The organism is Kocuria sediminis (assembly GCF_009735315.1).
GTDB classification, from domain to species: Bacteria; Actinomycetota; Actinomycetes; order Actinomycetales; family Micrococcaceae; genus Kocuria; species Kocuria turfanensis.
On record NZ_WOGU01000001.1, the window covers coordinates 373,317 to 392,455 of the forward strand.

Sequence of the window (19,139 nt, forward strand, 5' to 3'; positions counted from 1 at the left end):
GACCGCGCGCCGACGGCCGCGCGACGTCGCACAGGTTGACGGCCCCGGAAACTGTGCAGTTGAATGAGACGCGTAGTGTATCCACCGTCCCGGACCGGCCGGCAGGTCGCGGACCGGGACGGCGGGTACGGCACCGGGCCGACCGGACGCCGTGCGGGCCTCGAATCCCCGCGGTGCACGGGCCGGCCGCACAATCGCATCGCCCGGGAGCGGCGTACACCGCGACCCGGCGGGTGGGGCCGTCGTTGTGCAGGGCGTTGGGGAAGACGTACCTACACGACGGAGGAGCAGGTCATGTCTTCACCCACCACGCGCGGAGTGCTCTACGTGCACTCCGCGCCACAGGCGCTGTGCCCGCACATCCAGTGGGCGCTGGAGTCGGTCGCGCGCCAGCGCACGGAGCTCGAGTGGACCCAGCAGAACGCCGAGCCGGGCACCGTGCGCGCCGAGCTCGAGTGGTCGGGCCCCGCCGGCACCGGCGCGCTGCTGGCCTCCGCCCTGCGCACGATGGGCCGGCTCCGGTTCGAGGTGACGGAGAACCCCTCCCGCGGCCACGACGGCGCGCGCTGGTCCTTCACCCCCGACCTCGGGATCTTCCACGCCACCACCGACGCCGCCGGCAACATCATGGTCTCCGAGGACCGCATCCGCTACGCCTACGAGACCGCGGCCGGCAACCCGCTGCTGGTGATCAACGAGCTCTCGCTGGCCCTCGGCGAGGCCTGGGACGAGGAGCTGGAGCCGTTCCGGCACGCGGCGGAGGGCGCTCCGGTGCGCTGGCTGCACCGGGTCGGCTGAGCGTACCCGTTCCCGCTCCGCCTCCGGGGGCCGGACACGCCACGAGGGTCGTCCCGCGCTGCGGGGCGACCCTCGTGGCGTGTGCCGGGCGGTCCGCTCAGACGGTGCGGAACGCCGCGACCGCGTTGTGCCCGCCGAAGCCGAAGGAGTTGGACACGGCGACGAAGTCCCCGCCCGGCAGCTCCCGGGCCTCCGTGACGACGTCGAGGTCGATCTCCGGGTCCTGGTTCTCCAGGTTGATGGTGCACGGGGCGGTGCGGTGGTGCACGGCGAGCACGGTCAACACGGCCTCCACGGCACCGGAGCCGCCCAGGAGGTGCCCGGTCATGGACTTGGTGGCGGAGACGCACATGTCGTCCACGGCCGAGCCGAAGGCCCGCCGCAGGGCACCGGCCTCGGGGGCGTCGCCTCGGGGGGTGGAGGTGGCGTGGGCGTTGACGTGCTTGACGTCGGCCGGCGCGAACCCGCCGGTCTGCATGGCCTCGTCGAGGGCGCGGGCCGCGCCGCGGCCCTCGTCGTCGGGCGCGGTGATGTGGTAGGCGTCGGAGGTCAGGCCGGCTCCGGCCAGCTCCGCGTAGACGCGGGCGCCGCGGGCCTTGGCGTGCTCCTCCGACTCGAGCACCACGGCGCCGGCGCCCTCGCCCATGACGAAGCCGTCGCGGGCCGTGTCGTAGGGCCGGGACGCGCGCTGGGGCTCGTCGTTGCGCTTGGACAGCGCCTGCATCGAGGAGAACGCGGCGATGGTCACGGGGTGGATCGCGGACTCGGCCCCGCCGACCACCACGAGGTCGGCCTTGCCGGAGCGGATGAGGTTCATTCCCTGGTAGAAGGCCTCCGTGCCGGAGGCGCAGGCCGAGACGGGGGTGATCGAGGCGGCGCGGGCCTTGAGGTCCATGCCGACGGCCGCGGCGTTGCCGTTGGGCATGAGCATGGGCACGGTCAGCGGCATGACGCGGCGGGCCCCGCGCTTCTGCAGGGTGTCGTAGGCGTCGAGCAGGGTCCAGACCCCGCCGATGCCGGTGCCGAAGGCGACGGCGAAACGGTCGGGGTCGACCTCCGCGGAGTCCTCGGCGTTGGGTCCGGAGAACCCGGCGTCCGCCCAGGCCTCGCGGGCAGCGATGACCGACAGCTGCCCCGAGGGGTCCAGGCGCTTGGCCTCGACGCGGGAGAGCACCTCGCCGGCGGGGGTCGAGACCGGCGCGGCGATCCGCACGCTGAGATCGTAGGTGTCCACCCAGTCGTGCTCGATGGCGCGGACACCGGAGACGCCGGTGGTGGCGCTGCGCCACAGCTCGGGGACGGTGCCACCGATCGGGGTGGTGGCACCGAGACCGGTGACGACTACTTTGCGGGTCATGACTGCACTTCCTCGTGTCCTGGGATGAAGCGGTGGGCGGCCCGCCCGGGTGCGGGTCGGCGGGACGCGGCGGTTCCTGCGCCCCGCCGCGTCCCGCTGACGACCGGCCGACTCAGGCCTGGGCGTTGTCGATGAAGTTGACGGCGTCCTCGACGGTCTTGAGGTTCTTGACCTCCTCGTCGGGGATGGTCACGTCGAACTTCTCCTCGGCGTTGACGACGATGGTCATCATCGAGATGGAGTCGATGTCCAGGTCCTCGGTGAAGGACTTCTCGAGCTGGACCGCCTCGGTCTCCAGACCGGTCTCCTCGTTGACGATCTCCGCCAGGCCGGTCAGGATTTCCTCTTTGCTCGCCATGGTGGTGGCTTCCTTTCTCTGCGGCTGCCGGGCAGCCGGTGGTGACGGGCGCTCCCGGGCGGGTGCCGGGCGCATCTGTCCCGGTCAGGCCGTGCGGCCGGGCCGGGGGACATCGGGTGTGCGGTTCAACCCTACGACGAGTCGCAGAGGCCCCGCGCCGGGTCCGACACGTGCCCGGACCGGGATCCGGGCACGTGCCGCCGGGGATCAGGGGAGGACGACGACCTGCGCCCCGTAGACCAGGCCGGCGCCGAAGCCGATCTGCAGGGCCAGCTTGCCGGACAGCTCCGGGTGCTCGGCGAGCAGCCGGTGCGTGGCCAGCGGGACGGAGGCGGCGGAGGTGTTGCCGGCGTCGGCGATGTCGCGGGCGATGACCACGGAGTCCGGCAGCTTCAGGGTCTTGGCCATCTGGTCGATGATCCGCATGTTCGCCTGGTGCGGGATGAAGGCGGCGAGGTCCTCGGGGCCCACCCCGGCGACGTCCATGGCCTCCTGGGCGCGCTTGGCGACCTCCCACGAAGCCCAGCGGAAGACCGTCTGCCCGTCCTGGCGCAGGGTGGGCCACAGGGTCGCGTCCTCGCGCACCTCGCCGGTCTCCGGATCGAGGAGGTCGGGGGAGGGCGTGCGCCCCCGGCCCTGCTCCACGGCACGGATGTCCGTGAGCGGGTGGGTCATCCGGATGGCGTCCCACTTGGAGCCGTCCGAGCCCCACACGGACGGGCCGATGCCGGGGGTCTCGGACCGGCCGACCACCGCCGCGCCGGCGCCGTCGCCGAGCAGGAACGAGATGGAGCGCTCACTGTTGTCGATGACGTCGGAAAGCTTCTCCACGCCGATGACCAGCACGTAGTCGGCCGCCCCGGAGCGCACCAGGGCGTCGGCCTGGGCGATGCCGTAGCAGTAGCCGGCGCAGGCCGCGGAGATGTCGAAGGCGGGCGCCGGGGTGGCGCCCAGCCGCTCGGCGAGGGCCGCGGCCGCCGAGGGGGTGAGGTAGGGGAAGGAGATCGTGGAGACGATCACCCCGCCCAGCTGAGAGGCCTCGATCCCGGCGGCGGCCAGCGCCTCCCGGGCGGCGTGCTCCGACATGTCCAGCACGCTCACCTCCTCGGCGGCGCGGTGCCGGGTCCGGATGCCGGTGCGCTGCTGGATCCACTCGTCCGAGGACTCGATCCACTGGCACACGTCGTCGTTGGTCACGACCACGTCCGGGCGGTAGACCCCGAGGCCGAGGATGCGGGAGTGCGCGTTGGTCTGCTGCTGCTTCAGGGTCACCACAGGGGTCGTTGCTCCTTCGTGCGGCCGGGCGCGGCGGTCGGGCCGGCTGGGCGGGGCGGGGCGGCTGCTCCGGCCTCGGGACGTGCTGCGCACCGGGTGCGCTGGCGGACGTCAGACAAGAATACTCCGGGCCTGCTCCAGGTCCTCCGCGGAGTTCACGGCCAGGGCCGGGACGCCCTTCATGCCCCGCTTGGCCAGGCCGACCAGGGTGCCGGCCGGCGGCAGCTCGACCAGCTGCTCGACGCCGCGCTCCTGCAGCGTCTGCATGCACAGGTCCCAGCGGACGGGGCGGCAGACCTGGGCCACGAGCGCGTCGAGGGCCGCCGCGCCGGAGGCCACGGGGGCGCCGTCGGCGTTGGAGAGCAGGGGGTGCACGGGGTCGGCGGGGGAGAGGCCCGCCACGAGCTCGCGGAGGGGCTCGAGGGCGGGGGCCATGTGCTCGGTGTGGAACGCCCCGGCCACCTTCAGGGGCACGACGCGGGCCCGGGCGGGCGGGTGCTCGGCGAGGGCGGCGAGCTGCTCGAGCGTGCCGGCGGCGACGGTCTGCCCGCCGCCGTTGGCGTTGGCGGCGGTGAGCCCGGCCGCCTCGATCGCCTCCCGGACCTCGTCCTCCTTCCCGCCCAGGACGGCGCTCATGCCGGTGGGCAGGGCCGCGGCGGCCGCGGCCATGGCGTTGGCGCGGGTCCGGACGAACGCCATCGCGTCCTCCTCGGTGAGCACGCCGGCCAGGGCGGCGGCGGTGATCTCCCCGACGGAGTGCCCGGCGAGGACCAGGTCCTCCCGCGCGGTGCCGATCCGGTCGGCCAGCAGCCGGCCGGCCACGAGCCCGGCGGCCACGATGAGCGGCTGGGCCACGGCGGTGTCCTTGATGGTCTCCTCGTCGGCCTCGGTCCCGTAGTGCACGAGGTCCAGGCCGGCGGCCTCGCCCAGCCGCTCGAGGTGGGGGCGCACGCCGTCGAGGGCGAGCCACTCGGTGAGGAAGCCGGGTTTCTGGGAGCCCTGTCCGGGGCAGACGATCGCGATCACCCTCACAGCTTGGCAAGGAAGCGCCGCGCGGCGCGGGCGTGGAGACCACCAACCCGTGCGGCGGTGTTTGTAGGGAAGCTACAAGACCGGTGCCGCGGCGGGCGCGGAGGTGTCGAGCGGGGCGCAGGAGTCGGCCAGCCGCCCGGCGAGCAGGGCGCAGTGCAGCACGAACGCGTCGCGCGGGACGAGCGGGTCCCAGCCGGTGAGGTCGCAGATCCGGCGCAGCCGGTAGCGGACCGTGTTCGCGTGCACGAACAGCTCCCGGGCGGTGGCCTCCAGCGAGTGGCCCACGGAGACGTAGGCCGACAGGGTCTCCGCCAGTCCGGTGGCCGACCGGGTCAGCGGGCGGTAGACCGACTCGATCATCGCCGCGCGCGCGGCCTCGTCCCCGGCCATGGCCCGCTCGGGCCACAGGTCCTCGGAGTGCACCGGGCGCGGTGCGGCCGGCCAGGCGGGGGCCACGGACAGGGCCGCGTGGGCGAGCCGGGCGGACCGGCCCGCCTCGAAGATGGTGGGGGATTCCGGGCCGTAGGCGACCGGGCCGGGCCCGAACGCGGCGGTGAGCTTCTCCAGGGCGGTCTCCCGCTCGACCAGGCCGCCGAGGATGAGCACCAGCCGGTCGCCCTGGATGGAGACGAGGGAGTCCTGCGCGTGGCGGGCGGCCAGCCGCCGCAGCCGGGCGACCGTGGCGGGACCGGTGGCCTCCGGCGCGGAGCCGGTGAGCACGGTGACCGGGCCGGTCGAGGCCCAGCCCAGGGCCGCGACCCGGGAGCGCAGGGAGTCCGAGTGCTCGCCCCGCAGGATCCCGTCGACCACCAGGGACTCCAGCCGGGCGTCCCAGGACCCGCGGTTCTCGGCCGCCCGCGCGTAGACGTCGGCCGCGGCGAAGGCGATCTCCCTCGAGTACCGCAGCACGGCCTCGCGCAGCGCGGCCTCGTCGTGGTGCTTGGCGAGCTCGGGGACCTTCTCCTCGACCACGTCGACCACGATCCGCAGCAGCTGCAGCGCGTGCTGCAGCGAGATGGACCGGGTCAGCTCGGTCGGCGCGCTGCGGAAGACCTGGGTGAGCACCCACAGGGGCTCCTCCGGGTCCTCGTACCAGCGCACGAACGAGGAGATGCCGCGCTGGGCCACGAGGCCCAGCTCGGAGCGCTCGTCCGCGCGCAGCTCCTCGAACCAGCCGAGGTCCGTCTCGAGGCGGCGGGTGGCGACCGTGGAGATCGCCCCCAGGTTCGCCTTGAGGTTCTCGAGGGTCTTGGGGTGCGGCGGGGTGGCGGGACGGGCCTTGTCAGTGGGCCGCTTGCGCGAGGGGCGCAGCCAGCGCGTCGTCGGGTTCCCGTCCTGTCCTGCCATGCCCCGAGCTTAGAGCACGTCCCCGCCCGCACCGGACCGTGACGACGACGGCGCCCCGGCCACCCGCGCGGGTGGCCGGGGCGCCGTCGGGCTCCCGTGGGCTCGGCTCAGGCGTCGCCGCCGGCGTTGCCCGAGGTCCCGGCGTTGACGTCGTGCAGGCGGTACTTCTCGATCGCCTCGCCCGGGGTGCGCCAGTCGACCTCGCCCCGCTTGGCGAGCATCTCGAGCGCGCGCACCACCATGGAGTGCGAGTCCACGTGGAAGAAGCGGCGGGCGCCCTGCCGGGTGTCGGCGAAGCCGAACCCGTCGGTGCCCAGCGAGGCGAAGTCGTTGGGCACGAACTGGCGGATCATGTCCGGCAGGTCCGAGCTGAAGTCCGAGGACGCGACGATCGGCCCGGTCGCCCCGGCGAGCTGCTGGGCCACGAACGGCGTCCGCGTCCCGTCGCCCGGGTTGAGGAACGACTCCTTCTCCGCGGCGAGCCCGTCGCGGCGCAGCTCGACCCACGAGGTCACCGACCACACGTCGGCGGAGACGCCCCAGTCCTCGGCGAGCAGCCGCTGGGCCTCCAGGGCCCAGGGCACGGCCACGCCGGAGGCCAGCAGCTGCGTCCGGGGCCCGTCCTTCTCGGCGGGCTTGAGCAGGTAGATGCCCTTGAGGATGCCCTCGACGTCCACGTCCTCCGGCTCCGCCGGCTGCTGGTAGGGCTCGTTGTAGACCGTCAGGTAGTACATGACGTCGTGGTCCTCGTCACGGGTCCCGTACATGTGCTCGATGCCGCGCCGGACGATGTGGGCGATCTCGTAGCCGTAGGCCGGGTCGTAGTGCACCACCGCGGGGTTGGTCGAGGCCAGGATCGGGGAGTGCCCGTCGGCGTGCTGGAGGCCCTCGCCGGTGAGCGTGGTCCGCCCGGCGGTCGCGCCGATGAGGAACCCGCGGGTCAGCTGGTCGGCCGCCGCCCAGAACTCGTCGGCCGTGCGCTGGAAGCCGAACATCGAGTAGTAGATGTAGACCGGGACCATCGGCTCGCCGTGCGTGGCGTAGGAGGTGCCGGCGGCGGTGAACGCCGCGCTCGCCCCGGCCTCGTTGATGCCCGGGTGCAGGATGACGCCCTGCACGGACTCCTTGTAGGCGAGCATCAGCTCGCGGTCCACGGAGAGGTAGTTCTGCCCGTTGGGGTTGTAGATCTTCGCCGTGGGGAAGAACGAGTCCATCCCGAAGGTGCGGGCCTCGTCCGGGATGATCGGCACGATCCGGTGGCCGAAGTCCTTCTCCCGCAGCAGGTCCTTGAGGATGCGCACGAAGGCCATGGTCGTGGCGGCCATCTGCTTGCCCGAGCCCTTCTTGGCGGACTTGTAGGCCGCGTCGGTGGGCAGGGTGATCTCCTGCTGCCGGTGCGGGCGGTCCGGGACGAACCCGCCCAGCTCCTTGCGCCGCTCGAGCAAGTACTTGATCTCCGGGGCGTCCGGGCCCGGGTGGTAGTACGGGGCGTTGTAGAGGTCGTCCTCGATCTGCTCGTCGGAGACCGGGATGCGCAGGTGGTCGCGGAAGGCCTTGAGGTCCTCCAGGGTCAGCTTCTTCATCTGGTGGGTGGCGTTGCGCGCCTCGAAGTGGCTGCCCAGCCCGTAGCCCTTGACGCCCTGGGCCAGGATGACGGTCGGCTGGCCCTTGTGCTCCATGGCGGCCTTGTACGCGGCGTAGACCTTGTGGTAGTCGTGCGCGCCGCGCTTGAGCTCCCAGATCTCGTCGTCGCTCATGTCCGCGACGAGCTCCTTGGTGGCCGGGGACTTCCCGAAGAAGTGGTCGCGGATGAACCCGCCCGACTCGGCCTTGTAGGTCTGGTAGTCGCCGTCGAGGGTCTCGTTCATGATCCGGACCAGCTCGCCGTCCCGGTCCTTGGCGAGCAGCTGGTCCCACTCCCGGCCCCACAGGACCTTGATGACGTTCCAGCCGGCGCCGCGGAAGAAGGCCTCCAGCTCCTGGACGATCTTGCCGTTGCCGCGCACCGGCCCGTCCAGGCGCTGCAGGTTGCAGTTGACCACGAAGGTGAGGTTGTCCAGCTTGTCGTTGGCGGCCAGCTGCAGCGCGCCGCGGCTCTCCACCTCGTCCATCTCGCCGTCGCCCAGGAACGCCCAGACGTGCTGGTCGGAGGTGTCCTTGATGCCGCGGTTGTGCAGATAGCGGTTGAACTGGGCCTGGTAGATCGCGTTGAGCGGGCCGATGCCCATCGACACGGTGGGGAACTGCCAGAAGTCGGGCATGGACCGCGGGTGGGGGTAGGACGACAGGCCGTGGGGCGCCTTGGTCTTCTCCTGGCGGAACGCGTCCAGCTGCTCCTCGGTGAGCCGCCCCTCCAGGTAGGCGCGCGCGTAGTTGCCCGGGGCCGAGTGGCCCTGCCAGAACACCTGGTCGCCGCCGCCGGGGTGCTCGGGGCCGCGGAAGAAGTGGTTGAGCCCCACCTCGTAGAGGGTGGCCACGCCGGCGTAGGAGGAGATGTGCCCGCCCACGCCGATCTCGGGGCGCTGGGCCCGGTGCACCATCACGGCCGCGTTCCAGCGGAGGTACGCGCGGTAGCGCCGCTCGACCTCCTCGTCACCGGGGAACTCCGGCTCCTGGTCCACGGGGATCGAGTTGACGTAGTCGGTGGTGGTCACCATCGGCACGCCCACGCTCTTGGCGCCGGCGTGCTGGAGCAGGGCGCGCATGATGTACTGCGCCCGTTCCGTGCCCTGCGTCTCGATCAGGCCCTCGAAGGACTCGATCCACTCCCGGGTCTCCTCGGTGTCGGAGTCCTTGAGGTTGTTGGTCAAGCCACTGAGGATGTGGTGGTTGCTGGATGAAGGCACGTTGAACCTCTCTTCGTCGAGTTGCCGGGCGGGACCCGGGCGAGCGCACGCGCGAGCGCGGCCGGGCTGTTCCGACAGTCTCAAAATACCCGCCGACCGTTCCGCTTCCCGGCGCCACCCGCGGGGGTGGGGCGTCCGGGGACCGGCCCGCCGTGCGGATCGCGCCGGCGGGGTGTTCCAGGCGTACGGGGTGTCTGTTGGCACCATGTTTCCACACCCGGGACGGACCGTCACACGCGGGCGCGGCCCGCGATTCGGGAGGGCGTCACCGTGCGGGAGCTTGAAAGAGACCCTGATCCGGTGTTGTCTGGAGGATGAAGCCGGTATCCGGCCCGCCACCGTGCCCCCGCGGTCCGCCGACGGGCAGGCGGAGCCCCGCACCGGTACGCAGTGCGCGGTCGCTCGTCGGCCCGATCCCAGAAGGAGCAAGAACAGTGAGCGAGGCCAAGACCACCGCGGGTGACGCGGTAGTCCAGCTCGGTTTCAAGGATGGCGACTACATCCAGGAGTTCGGATACGACGAGGACGTCGACCTCGACCTGAGGGAGGGCATCGAGGACCTGATCGGTTCCGATCTGCTCGACGAGGAGGACCAGGAGGTCGTCGACGCCGTGCTGCTGTGGTTCCGCGAGGGCGACGGCGACCTCGTGGACACCCTGGTGGACGTCCAGACCACCCTCGACGAGGGCGGCGTGGTGTGGGTGCTGACCCCGAAGGCCGGGCGCGACGGCTACGTGCCGCCCGCCGAGGTCCAGGAGGCGGCTCCCACGGCGGGCCTGCACGTGACCACGACCGCGCGGGTCAGCGCGGACTGGGCCGCGACCCGCCTCATGCCCAAGCGCAACGTCTGAGCACGCGTCCCGGCGTCCACACCAGAGGAGACCACCCATGCCCGAGATCGGCGACACCGCCCCGGACTTCACGCTGCCGAACCAGTTCGGCGAGCCGGTCACCTTGAGCGGACTGCGGGGCAGGCCCGTGAGCATCGTCTTCTACCCGTTCGCCTTCTCGGGGACCTGCACCGGGGAGCTGTGCCGGCTCCAGGACAACCTGGCGGTGTTCGACGACGCCGGCGTGAAGCTGCTGGCGGTGTCCGTGGACTCCAAGTACGCGCTGCGGGCGTTCGCCCGCGAGGAGTCCTTCGAGTTCGACCTGCTCTCGGACTTCTGGCCGCACGGGGCCGTGGCCGAGCGCTACGGCGTCTTCGACCCCGTGTCGGGGCAGGCGGAGCGGGCCACGTTCGTGCTCGACGCCCAGGGCGTCGTCGTGGACGCCTTCCGGGCCGAGCCCGGGACCCCGCGGGAGCTCGAGGCCTACCGCGCCGCCCTGGCCAAGCTGCCGGCCTGACGCCCCGGCGCCGTCCGAGCGACCAGCGATGCCCACCGTGCGCGCCGGCTACGGCGCCCCCGTGAGTCCCGACCAGTTCCCCGATCCCGACGCCGTGGGACTGGACGAGGGGCTCGACGCGGCCGTGCCGCTGCTGGCCGGGCGCCGGACCGCGGTGCTGACGGGTGCGGGGATCAGCACCGACTCCGGGATCCCGGACTACCGCGGCCCCGGCTCGGCCCCGCGCACCCCGATGACCTTCCAGGAGTTCATGGCCAGCCCCTCGATGCGCAGCCACTACTGGGCGCGCAACCAGTACGGCTGGCGGCACCTCGAGCGGGCCGACCCCAATCCCGGCCACAGGGTCCTCGCCCGGCTCGAGGGCGCGGGAGCGGTCGCCGGCGTCGTCACGCAGAACATCGACCGCCTGCACCAGGCGGCGGGCTCCCTCAACGTCGTGGACCTGCACGGGCGCTACACCCGCGTGCTGTGCATGCGGTGCGGCACGCGGATCCCGCGGGCGGTGCTCTCCGACCTCTTCGACGGGCTCAACCCCGGCTTCTACGACTCGATCGGCTCGCCGGAGGACATCGAGTTCGCCCCGGACGCCGACGCGGTGCTGCCGCGCACGGCGGGCTTCCGCGTGCCCGACTGCCCCGTCTGCGGCGGGATCCTCAAGCCCGACGTCGTCTTCTTCGGCGAGAACGCCCCGCGGCACCGTGTGCTGCGGGCGCTGCGGATGGTGGACACCGCCGACGCCCTCCTGGTGGTCGGCTCCTCCCTCACCGTGAACTCGGGCCGCCGGTTCGTCCGGCACGCCGTGCGGGCCGGCCTGCCCGTGCTGATCGTCAACCACGGCCGGACCCGCGGGGACGCCGCCGCCCGGGTGAAGGTGGACGCCCCCGCCACCGCGTTCCTGGTCCGGCTCGAACAGCGACTCGCCCGCCCGTAGAATGGAGCCCGGATGTGGCGAACGCCACAGCCGCGACGGGCGCCCGGCACGGTTACTGGTTGGTAGCAACGGGTAGCCTGTTCGGGAACCGGGTGCTGGCGGTTGCGGAAATCGTCCACCCGGTTGTCAGGGTCTTTAGCTCAGCTGGTAGAGCGCCACGTTTACACCGTGGATGTCATCGGTTCGATCCCGGTAGGACCCACGTGCCGCGCGGGCCGCGGCTAGCGGAAGTACACCTGCTTGCCCCCGGGCAGCCTGCAGACGACCACGATGCTCCCCTCGCGGTCCGCCTTCTGGGCCTTCTTCACGTAGGCGGAGGCCTTCCCCCCGCACAGTCGTGCCGCCCTCTCGCTGGCGCGGTCGATCGTGGCCTCGTTGAGCACCTCCTTGCCGCCCACGACCAGGTCGACCTTGCCGTTGGCGGCGGCGGCCGGTGCGAATCCCGGGCCGGACCACAGTGCGGCACACGCCACGGCCCCGATCACCGTTCTCCTCCACGCCTGCATCCCTACCCCCTCGGGCTCTGCTGCGCTGGCACCAGGGTAGGGCCCGCGACCCGGTGCGTGCGTTTGTGACACAGGGTGGCCGGCGAGGCGTCCACCGGCTCCCTGGGCAAGGCCCGGCGGCAGGAGGTCGTCCGCGGCCGGACGCCCGTGCAGGACCCGTGCGCGGGGCGCCGGACGGGCACCGGACGGAGCTGCCCGCCAGTGTTTGTAGGCTGGGGGCATGGCAGCAGAACAGAAAGCTCAGATCGGCGTGACCGGCCTCGCGGTCATGGGCGCCAACCTCGCCCGCAACTTCGCCCGGCACGGGTACACCGTCGCCCTCCACAACCGTTCCGTCGGCAAGACCGACGCCCTCCTCGCCGCCCACGGCTCCGAGGGGAACTTCATCCGCACCGAGACCCTCCAGGAGCTCGTCGACTCCCTGGAGACCCCCCGCCGCATCCTGGTGATGGTCAAGGCCGGGGCGCCGGTGGACGCGGTGATCGAGCAGCTCGTGCCGCTGCTGGAGAAGGACGACATCATCATCGACGGCGGCAACTCCTACTTCCAGGACACCCGGCGCCGGGAGCGGGAGCTGGCCGCGCAGGGCATCGACTTCGTCGGTGTCGGCGTCTCGGGCGGTGAGGAGGGCGCCCTGCTCGGGCCGTCCATCATGCCCGGCGGCCCGCGCAAGTCCTACGACGCGCTGGGGCCGCTGCTGGAGGACATCGCCGCCAAGGCCGAGGACGGCAAGCCGTGCAGCGCCTGGATCGGCACGGACGGCGCCGGCCACTTCGTGAAGATGGTGCACAACGGCATCGAGTACGCCGACATGCAGGTCATCGGCGAGGCGCACGAGCTGCTGCGCGCCGTCGCCGGACTCGAGCCGGGGCAGCAGGCCGAGGTCTTCGAGCAGTGGAACACCACGGAGCTGGCCTCCTACCTCATCGAGATCACCGCCCACGTGCTGGCCCAGGTCGACGCCCGCACCGGGGCTCCGCTGGTCGACGTGATCGTCGACGCCGCGGGCCAGAAGGGCACCGGCCGCTGGACCGTCCAGGAGGCCCTGGAGCTCGGCTCCCCGGTCACCGCGATCGCCGAGTCCGTCTTCGCCCGCGCGCTGTCCTCCGCCGAGCCCGCGATGCGCCTGGAGGCCCAGCAGGTGCTGCCGGCCGGCATCGGCGGGACCACCGAGGACGTCGTGGGCGACCCCGAGTTCGTCGAGGACGTGCGCAAGGCCCTCTACGCCTCCAAGCTCGTGTCCTACGCCCAGGGCCTGGACATGCTCACGATGGCCGGGGCGGAGTACGGCTGGGAGCTGGACCTGGCGACCATCGCGTCGCTGTGGCGTGAGGGCTGCATCATCCGGGCGCAGCTGCTGGAGGTCATCATGGAGGCCTACCAGGGGGACGCGGCGCCGGCGAACCTGCTCTTCGCCCCGCAGTTCGTCGCCGCGATCGAGGACGCCCTGCCGTCCTGGCGCCGCGTGGTGGCCCGGGCGGTGGAGCGCGGGATCCCGGCCCCGGTGTTCGCCTCCACCCTGAACTACTACGACTCGCTGCGCCGCCCCCGCCTCAACGCGGCCCTGACCCAGGGGCTGCGGGACTACTTCGGGGCACACACCTACCGGCGCACCGACGACGCGGAGGGCGTCTACCACACCCTGTGGTCCGGGGACCGCTCCGAGGTCGTCGCCTAGACCCGACCCCGCCCCGGCACCCGCCGGAACGCAGGAGGGCCGCGCACCGTCGGGTGCGCGGCCCTCCCGCGTCGCCGTGGCCGGCGCTTCCTGGATCGGCGCTGCCTAGATCCACATCGCGGGGTCGATGTAGGTGGAGGGGTCCACCAGCGGCTGCTGCTTCTCCGGGGTGCGCGGGCGGACCTTGCCGGGGATCCCGGTCACGATCGCGTCCTCCGGCACGTCCTTGACCACCACGGCGTTGGCGCCGACCGCCGAGTCCGCCCCGATCTCCACGGGACCGAGGATCTTCGCCCCGGCGCCGATGACCACCCGGTCGCCCACGGTGGGGTGGCGCTTGACCTTCTCCAGGGACCGGCCGCCGAGGGTCACCCCGTGGTAGATCATCACGTCCTCACCGATCTCGGCGGTCTCCCCGATGACCACGCCCATGCCGTGGTCGATGAAGAAGCGGCGGCCGATGACGGCGCCGGGATGGATCTCGACGCCGGTGAGGAACCGGCCGAGCTGGGAGACCGTCCGGGCGAGCAGCCGCCGCTCCGGGTGCTGCCACAGCAGGTGCGAGAGGCGGTGGATCCAGATGGCGTGCAGACCCGAGTAGTTGAGGGCGATCTCCAGCCGGGAGCGGGCGGCGGGGTCGTGCGTGCGGGCCGTCTGCAGGTCCTCGGCGAGTCTGCTCCAGAAACTCAAGGTCTTCCTCTGTTCTTCCGGGGGTCGGTTCTTCCGGGGGCGGCGGCCCGGTCCGCGGCGCGGTTCGACGCGGGCCGGCTGCGGGGTGCGAAACCGGAACGACCCGCCCACCTCCGGGGCAACGTCGCCGGGAGGCGGCGCTATTCCCGGAAGGGGCGGGTCGTCGGCGCGGAGGCCCGGGCCGGATCAGCCGCGGATGTCCTCGTAGAGCAGCGTCGAGATGTAGCGCTCCCCGTAGTCGCACACGATCGCCACGATCAGCTTGTCCCGGTTCTCCTCCTTGGCGGCCTCCTGGAGGGCGGCCCACACGATGGCGCCCGAGGAGATCCCGCCGAGGATGCCCTCCTTGGTGCCCAGCTCCCGGGCCACGCGCACGGAGTCCTCGACGGTCACGTCGTAGACGTCGTCGTAGATCTCCCGGTCGAGGATGTCCGGGACGAAGTTCGCGCCCAGGCCCTGGATCTTGTGGGGGCCTGCCTTGCCCTGGGTCAGCAGCGGGGAGTCGGCCGGCTCGACCACGAGCAGGCGGATGTCCGGCTTCTGCTCGCGCAGGTACCGGCCCGCGCCGGTGATGGTGCCGCCGGTGCCCACACCCGAGATGAAGATGTCGACCTGTCCCTCGGTGTCCTCCCAGACCTCGGGGCCCGTGGTGGCGTAGTGGACCGCCGGGTTCGCCTCGTTGGCGAACTGGCTGGCCAGGACGGCGTTCTCGGTGCTGTCGACGATCTCGCGGGCCTTGTCGACCGCCCCGCGCATGCCTTCGGCGCCGGGGGTGAGCACGATCTGCGCGCCGTAGGCGCGCAGCATGACCCGGCGCTCCGTGGACATGGTCTCGGGCATGGTCAGGATGACCTTGTACCCGCGTGCCGCGCCGACCATGGCCAGGGCGATGCCGGTGTTGCCGGAGGTGCCCTCCACGATCGTGCCGCCCGGCTTGAGCTTGCCGGACTTCTCCGCGGCGTCGATGATGGCCACGCCGATCCGGTCCTTGACCGAGTTGGCCGGGTTGTAGAACTCCAGCTTCACGGCGACGTTGCCGGGCAGGCCCTCGTCGAGCCGGTTCAGGTGGACGAGCGGGGTGCGGCCCACGATCTCGGTGACGTCGTTGTAGATCTTCGCCATGTGCGTACCTCGGTTTCTGCGTGGTCGGTTCTCGGTGGGGTGGGATCGTGCTCCTGGGCCGCCGGGACCCTGGGGGTGCCCGCGGCGGCGCGGTCCTAGCTCAGCCTAGCCAGGCTCCGCAACTGCTACTACGCGGTAAGCCACGCGGAGTAACGTTGCCGGACCTTGGCCAGCTTGGGGTTGATGATCACCTGGCAGTACCCGTTCCAGGGCTGCTCGGCGTAGAAGTCCTGGTGCTCGGGCTCGGCCTCCCAGAACGTGCCCAGCGGCTCGAGGGTGGTGACGATCGGCCGGTCCCACAGCGGCTGCGTGCGCTCGATCGCGGCCGCGAACAGCTCCCGCTGGGCGTCGTCGGCCCAGAACATCGCCGAGCGGTACTGGGTGCCGACGTCGTAGCCCTGCCGGTTGAGGGTGGTGGGGTCGTGGCCGGTGAAGAACAGGTCGAGGATCACGTCCGCCGGCACCACGGCGGGGTCGAAGGTCACAGCGACCGCCTCGGCGTGCCCGGTGCTGCCGGAGCAGACCTCGTAGTAGGTGGGACGGTCCGTGGCGCCGCCGGTGTAGCCGGAGACCACGGCGGTGACGCCGCGCGTGATCCGGTACACCGCGTCGAGGCACCAGAAGCACCCGCCCGCGAGCACGAAGGTCACGGAGGCGGGACGGTCGTCGGGGACGGGGCGTGCGTCGTCGAACTCGGGAGAGGCCATGCCCCGTACAACACCGCGCCGCGCGCAACATTCCCGCGGCCCCGCCCCGACCCGCCCGGGCCCCCGGCGGACGGACTCCTAGACTGGGCCCATGAGCCAGCAGAGCACGTCCCCGCCCGGGTCCGCCCCCACGCTGTCGGAGGTGCTCGAGGCCGTCGAAGCGCTCTGGCCGCTGCACCTGCAGGAGCCCTGGGACGCCAGCGGGCTCGTCACCGGGCGCCCGGAGCAGCCCGTGCGCCGGATCCTCTTCGCCGTGGACCCCGTGGCCGACGTGGTGGCCGAGGCCGTGTCCACCGGCGCCGACCTGCTCGTCACCCACCACCCGCTGCTGCTGCGCGGGGTCACGTCCGTGGCCGCGGACGGCTTCAAGGGCGCGGTGGTGCACGAGCTCATCGAGCACCGGTGCGCCCTGCTCGCCTGCCACACCAACGCGGACTCCGCCCCGGACGGCGTCTCGGACGCCGTGGCCCGCGCCGCCGGGCTCACGACGACGACGCCGCTGGCCCCGCACCCGGCCGACCCGACCGTGGGCATCGGCCGGGTGGGCGAGCTGCCCGAGCCGGTGTCCCTGGCGCAGCTGGCACGGCGCCTGGCCGCCGCCGTCCCGCCCACCGCCCACGGGGTCCGCGTGGCGGGGGACCCCGACACCCCGGTGCGCCGCGTCGCGGTGTGCGGCGGGGCGGGGGACTCCCTCCTCGACGAGGTGCGGGCCAGCGGCGCCGACGTCTACGTCACCGCGGACCTGCGCCACCACCCCGCCTCCGAGGCCCGCGAGGCGGCCCTCGGCCCGGGCGCGGGCGGCACCCCCTGCCTCGTGGACCTCTCCCACTTCGCCAGCGAGTGGCTCTGGCTGCCCGTGGGCGCGGCTGCGCTGCGCGCGGCGCTCGCCGCGCGCGGCCACGAGGTGGCGGTCGAGGTCTCGGTGCGGCGCTCCGACCCGTGGGACTTCCGCGTCGACCATTCCGACGCCAGCCCCGACCTCGACGCCGACCCCGGCCACCGATCCGCCGCCCACGCCGCCCACGACCGTCCCGGCCCGACCGCAGGAGGACCAGCATGAGCACCGCCACGCCCGAGCAGCAACGAGCGCTCCTGGAGCTCGAGCGCGTCGACGCCCGGCTGCGCCGCATCGCGGCCCGGATCGCGGAGCTGAGAGCCGATCCCGAGGTCGCCGCCGCGCTGCAGCTGCGGGCCCGGGCGGTCGCCGCGGCCAAGGAGCTCGACGCGGCGGAGCAGGGCATCCGGCAGCGGCTGGCCGCGGCGGAGGAGAAGGTCGCCCGCGTCCAGGCCTCCATCGAGAAGGACCGCCGCCGCCTGGAGCAGGGCGGGACCGCCAAGGACCTCATGGGGCTGCAGCACGAGATCGACACCCGCACCCGCCAGCTGGCCGCGGCCGAGGAGGCGGAGCTGGAGCTGATGCAGGAGCTCGACGACGCCGCGGAGCACCGTGCCCGCATCACGCCGCGGCTCAGGGCGGCGGACGCGGACGCCCGGCGGCGCGTGGCCGCCCGGGACGAGGAGGGCCAGGCTCTCACCGCGGAGCGCGAGCAGCTGGCGGGCACGCGCGCGGCCGCGGCGCAGGCCGTGGAGGCGCCCGCGCTGGTCGCCCGGTACGAGAGGATCCGCACCGGCCGCGGCACGGAGCGCCCGGCGGCCGCGGAGCTGCGCGGCAGCGTGTGCGGGTCCTGCGGGACGGCGCTGAGTCCCACGGACGCCGCGACGTTCCGGGCGGCGGCCCCGGACGAGGTGCTCACGTGCCCGGAGTGCGGGGTCATCCTGGTCCGCGGCTGAGCGCCGGCGGGCCGGGGGAGGAACGAGGGACAGGCCGGCCTGTAAGCCGGGTTCTGTGCACACGGCCGGTCGCCCGGGCCGTGCTGGTGACCATCCATCTAGGCCCGCCGTTGCCGGCGGGCTCCAGCGGCCTACCCGGGTGCTCGGGCGAGCAGCCCTCGGGCGCACCCTGTCTGGCCTTGCTCCGGATGGGGTTTACCGAGCCGCGCCGGTCACCCGGCGCGCTGGTGGTCTCTTACACCACCTTTTCACCCTCACCCGCTGCCCGGACGCACCGGGGGCGGGCGGTCTGTTTTCTGTGGCACTTTCCTGCGGGTTCCCCCGAGTGGGCGTTGCCCACCATCCTGCTCTGCGGAGCCCGGACTTTCCTCGCGCCGCGGACCCGGGGGCCGCGGCCCGCGGTCACCCGGCCGGCCTGTCCGCCGTCCATCCTACCCGCCCCGGCCCCTGTCCGAGCCCGCATCCGGCTGGACGGTCCGACCTCATCCGATTCCCCCCCGGTCCCACGGTGGGCCCGGCGGCACCCGACGGTGGGGCGTGCGCGGTCGCGCGGGTCACTAGACTTCTGCGGGTGCTGATCCTGCTGCCCCCCTCCGAGACCAAGACCACCCCCGGCTCCGGCGAGCCCGTCGACACCGGGACCCTCGCCTTTCCCGAGCTCACACCCGCCCGTGAGCAGGTCCTCGCCGAGCTGGCGAGCGCGAGCGCCCGCGCGGACGCCCTCGACGTGCTGGGTGTGGGGGAGCGGCTGCGCGGGGAGGTCGAGCGCAACACCCGCCTCGGCGCCGAGCCCGCGGCGCCGGCGCTGCACGTCTACACCGGGGTGCTCTACGACGCCCTGGACCCGGCCGGGCTCACGGCCGCGCAGCGGGAGGCGGCGGCGGCCTCCCTCGTCGTCGTCTCCGCCCTGTGGGGCGCGGTGCGGCCCACGGACCGGATCCCGGCCTACCGGTTGTCGATGGGGACGGAACTGCCGCGGCTGGGCAAGCTCGCGGCCCACTGGAAGCGCCACCTGCCCGCCGCGCTCGGACCCGCCGCGGAGGACCGCCTCGTGGTCGACTGCCGCTCGGCCGCCTACGCGGCCGCGTGGCGCGCCCCCCGGGAGCGGACGGTCGGGGTCAAGGTCGTCCGGGAGCGGGGCGGGACGCGCACGGTCGTCTCGCACATGGCCAAGCACACCCGCGGGCTGCTCGCCCGTCACCTGGTGCAGCGCGCCGCCGACGGCGAGGGCCTCGCGACGCCGCAGGACCTGCTCACGGCGGCCGGGGAGCACTGGCGGGCGGAACTGCGGGAGCCCACGGCCCGCTCGGCCGGGGAGCTCGTGCTGGTGCTGCCCGGGGACTGAGCCGTCCTG

Annotated in this window: 18 protein-coding genes, 1 tRNA gene and 1 other RNA gene; 9 read left to right on the plus strand and 11 right to left on the minus strand. The window is 73.1% G+C overall.

Annotated elements, in window-relative coordinates:
• Window positions 1–294: 294 nt before the first annotated feature.
• On the plus strand, window positions 295–798 hold the full coding sequence (locus tag GMA12_RS01745; RefSeq protein ID WP_047805220.1) for a DUF3145 domain-containing protein: 504 nt from the start codon (window positions 295–297) through the stop codon (window positions 796–798).
• Between the two features lie 97 nt (window positions 799–895).
• Here GMA12_RS01745 and GMA12_RS01750 read toward each other — a convergent pair whose 3' ends face one another.
• The 6 genes from GMA12_RS01750 to aceE form a co-directional block, all read right to left on the minus strand.
• Entirely contained in the window at window positions 896–2,155 is a 1,260-nt protein-coding gene (locus tag GMA12_RS01750; RefSeq protein ID WP_156266514.1) for a beta-ketoacyl-[acyl-carrier-protein] synthase family protein, read from the minus strand.
• 112 nt (window positions 2,156–2,267) lie between these two features.
• A complete protein-coding gene (locus GMA12_RS01755) occupies window positions 2,268–2,513 on the minus strand; it encodes an acyl carrier protein (RefSeq protein ID WP_156266516.1) in 246 nt (81 codons plus the stop codon).
• A gap of 207 nt (window positions 2,514–2,720) precedes the next feature.
• Window positions 2,721–3,788 carry a beta-ketoacyl-ACP synthase III gene (locus GMA12_RS01760; protein WP_162459343.1) on the minus strand — a complete coding sequence of 356 codons (1,068 nt, stop codon included), beginning with the start codon at window positions 3,786–3,788 and terminating at the stop codon, window positions 2,721–2,723.
• A 111-nt stretch (window positions 3,789–3,899) separates the two neighbouring features.
• On the minus strand, window positions 3,900–4,814 hold the full coding sequence (locus GMA12_RS01765; RefSeq protein WP_162459344.1) for an ACP S-malonyltransferase: 915 nt from the start codon (window positions 4,812–4,814) through the stop codon (window positions 3,900–3,902).
• Window positions 4,815–4,892: 78 nt separating this feature from the next.
• Window positions 4,893–6,167 (minus strand): PucR family transcriptional regulator, encoded by a 1,275-nt coding sequence (locus GMA12_RS01770; RefSeq protein ID WP_156266518.1) that lies wholly within the window; start codon window positions 6,165–6,167, stop codon window positions 4,893–4,895.
• 107 nt (window positions 6,168–6,274) lie between these two features.
• Window positions 6,275–9,013, minus strand: a complete 2,739-nt coding sequence (aceE, locus tag GMA12_RS01775; protein WP_162459345.1) for a pyruvate dehydrogenase (acetyl-transferring), homodimeric type — start codon at window positions 9,011–9,013, stop codon at window positions 6,275–6,277.
• Window positions 9,014–9,447: 434 nt separating this feature from the next.
• Between aceE and GMA12_RS01780 the strand changes: the two genes are divergently transcribed.
• The 4 genes from GMA12_RS01780 (at window position 9,448) to GMA12_RS01795 (ending at window position 11,493) form a co-directional block, all read left to right on the plus strand.
• On the plus strand, window positions 9,448–9,864 hold the full coding sequence (locus tag GMA12_RS01780) for a DUF3052 domain-containing protein (protein ID WP_162459346.1): 417 nt from the start codon (window positions 9,448–9,450) through the stop codon (window positions 9,862–9,864).
• A gap of 37 nt (window positions 9,865–9,901) precedes the next feature.
• Window positions 9,902–10,360, plus strand: coding sequence for a peroxiredoxin (locus GMA12_RS01785; protein ID WP_156266520.1), 459 nt, complete (start codon window positions 9,902–9,904; stop codon window positions 10,358–10,360).
• Window positions 10,361–10,388: 28 nt separating this feature from the next.
• Window positions 10,389–11,291: a Sir2 family NAD-dependent protein deacetylase gene (locus GMA12_RS01790; RefSeq protein ID WP_156266522.1), complete on the plus strand. Its 903-nt coding sequence runs from the start codon at window positions 10,389–10,391 to the stop codon at window positions 11,289–11,291.
• Window positions 11,292–11,420: 129 nt separating this feature from the next.
• Window positions 11,421–11,493: transfer RNA gene (locus tag GMA12_RS01795), tRNA-Val, on the plus strand.
• Window positions 11,494–11,512: 19 nt separating this feature from the next.
• Here the strand turns inward: GMA12_RS01795 and GMA12_RS01800 are convergent.
• Window positions 11,513–11,776 carry a hypothetical protein gene (locus tag GMA12_RS01800; RefSeq protein WP_156266524.1) on the minus strand — a complete coding sequence of 88 codons (264 nt, stop codon included), beginning with the start codon at window positions 11,774–11,776 and terminating at the stop codon, window positions 11,513–11,515.
• Between the two features lie 241 nt (window positions 11,777–12,017).
• On the opposite strand from GMA12_RS01800, the gene gnd reads away from it, so the two are divergent.
• Window positions 12,018–13,475 (plus strand): NADP-dependent phosphogluconate dehydrogenase, encoded by a 1,458-nt coding sequence (gene gnd / locus GMA12_RS01805; protein WP_156266526.1) that lies wholly within the window; start codon window positions 12,018–12,020, stop codon window positions 13,473–13,475.
• Between the two features lie 105 nt (window positions 13,476–13,580).
• Here the strand turns inward: gnd and epsC are convergent, their stop codons facing one another.
• The 3 genes from epsC to msrA form a co-directional block, all read right to left on the minus strand.
• Window positions 13,581–14,165: a serine O-acetyltransferase EpsC gene (gene epsC / locus GMA12_RS01810; RefSeq protein ID WP_062734582.1), complete on the minus strand. Its 585-nt coding sequence runs from the start codon at window positions 14,163–14,165 to the stop codon at window positions 13,581–13,583.
• Window positions 14,166–14,351: 186 nt separating this feature from the next.
• Window positions 14,352–15,287, minus strand: coding sequence for a cysteine synthase A (gene cysK / locus GMA12_RS01815; protein ID WP_156266528.1), 936 nt, complete (start codon window positions 15,285–15,287; stop codon window positions 14,352–14,354).
• 128 nt (window positions 15,288–15,415) lie between these two features.
• Window positions 15,416–15,994 carry a peptide-methionine (S)-S-oxide reductase MsrA gene (gene msrA, locus GMA12_RS01820; protein WP_156266530.1) on the minus strand — a complete coding sequence of 193 codons (579 nt, stop codon included), beginning with the start codon at window positions 15,992–15,994 and terminating at the stop codon, window positions 15,416–15,418.
• Between the two features lie 91 nt (window positions 15,995–16,085).
• Here msrA and GMA12_RS01825 point away from each other — a divergent pair, with 91 nt between their 5' ends.
• Together GMA12_RS01825 and GMA12_RS01830 are read left to right on the plus strand one after the other, a co-directional pair.
• Window positions 16,086–17,054 carry a Nif3-like dinuclear metal center hexameric protein gene (locus GMA12_RS01825; RefSeq protein ID WP_156266532.1) on the plus strand — a complete coding sequence of 323 codons (969 nt, stop codon included), beginning with the start codon at window positions 16,086–16,088 and terminating at the stop codon, window positions 17,052–17,054.
• Entirely contained in the window at window positions 17,051–17,785 is a 735-nt protein-coding gene (locus GMA12_RS01830; RefSeq protein ID WP_156266534.1) for a zinc ribbon domain-containing protein, read from the plus strand. The genes GMA12_RS01825 and GMA12_RS01830 overlap by 4 nt, the downstream gene beginning before the upstream one ends.
• Before the next feature lie 26 nt (window positions 17,786–17,811).
• Here the strand turns inward: GMA12_RS01830 and rnpB are convergent.
• Window positions 17,812–18,203: RNase P RNA component class A (gene rnpB / locus GMA12_RS01835), an RNA gene on the minus strand.
• Window positions 18,204–18,356: 153 nt separating this feature from the next.
• Between rnpB and GMA12_RS01840 the strand changes: the two genes are divergently transcribed.
• Window positions 18,357–19,130 (plus strand): YaaA family protein, encoded by a 774-nt coding sequence (locus GMA12_RS01840; protein ID WP_162459347.1) that lies wholly within the window; start codon window positions 18,357–18,359, stop codon window positions 19,128–19,130.
• The last annotated feature ends 9 nt before the right edge of the window (window positions 19,131–19,139 follow it).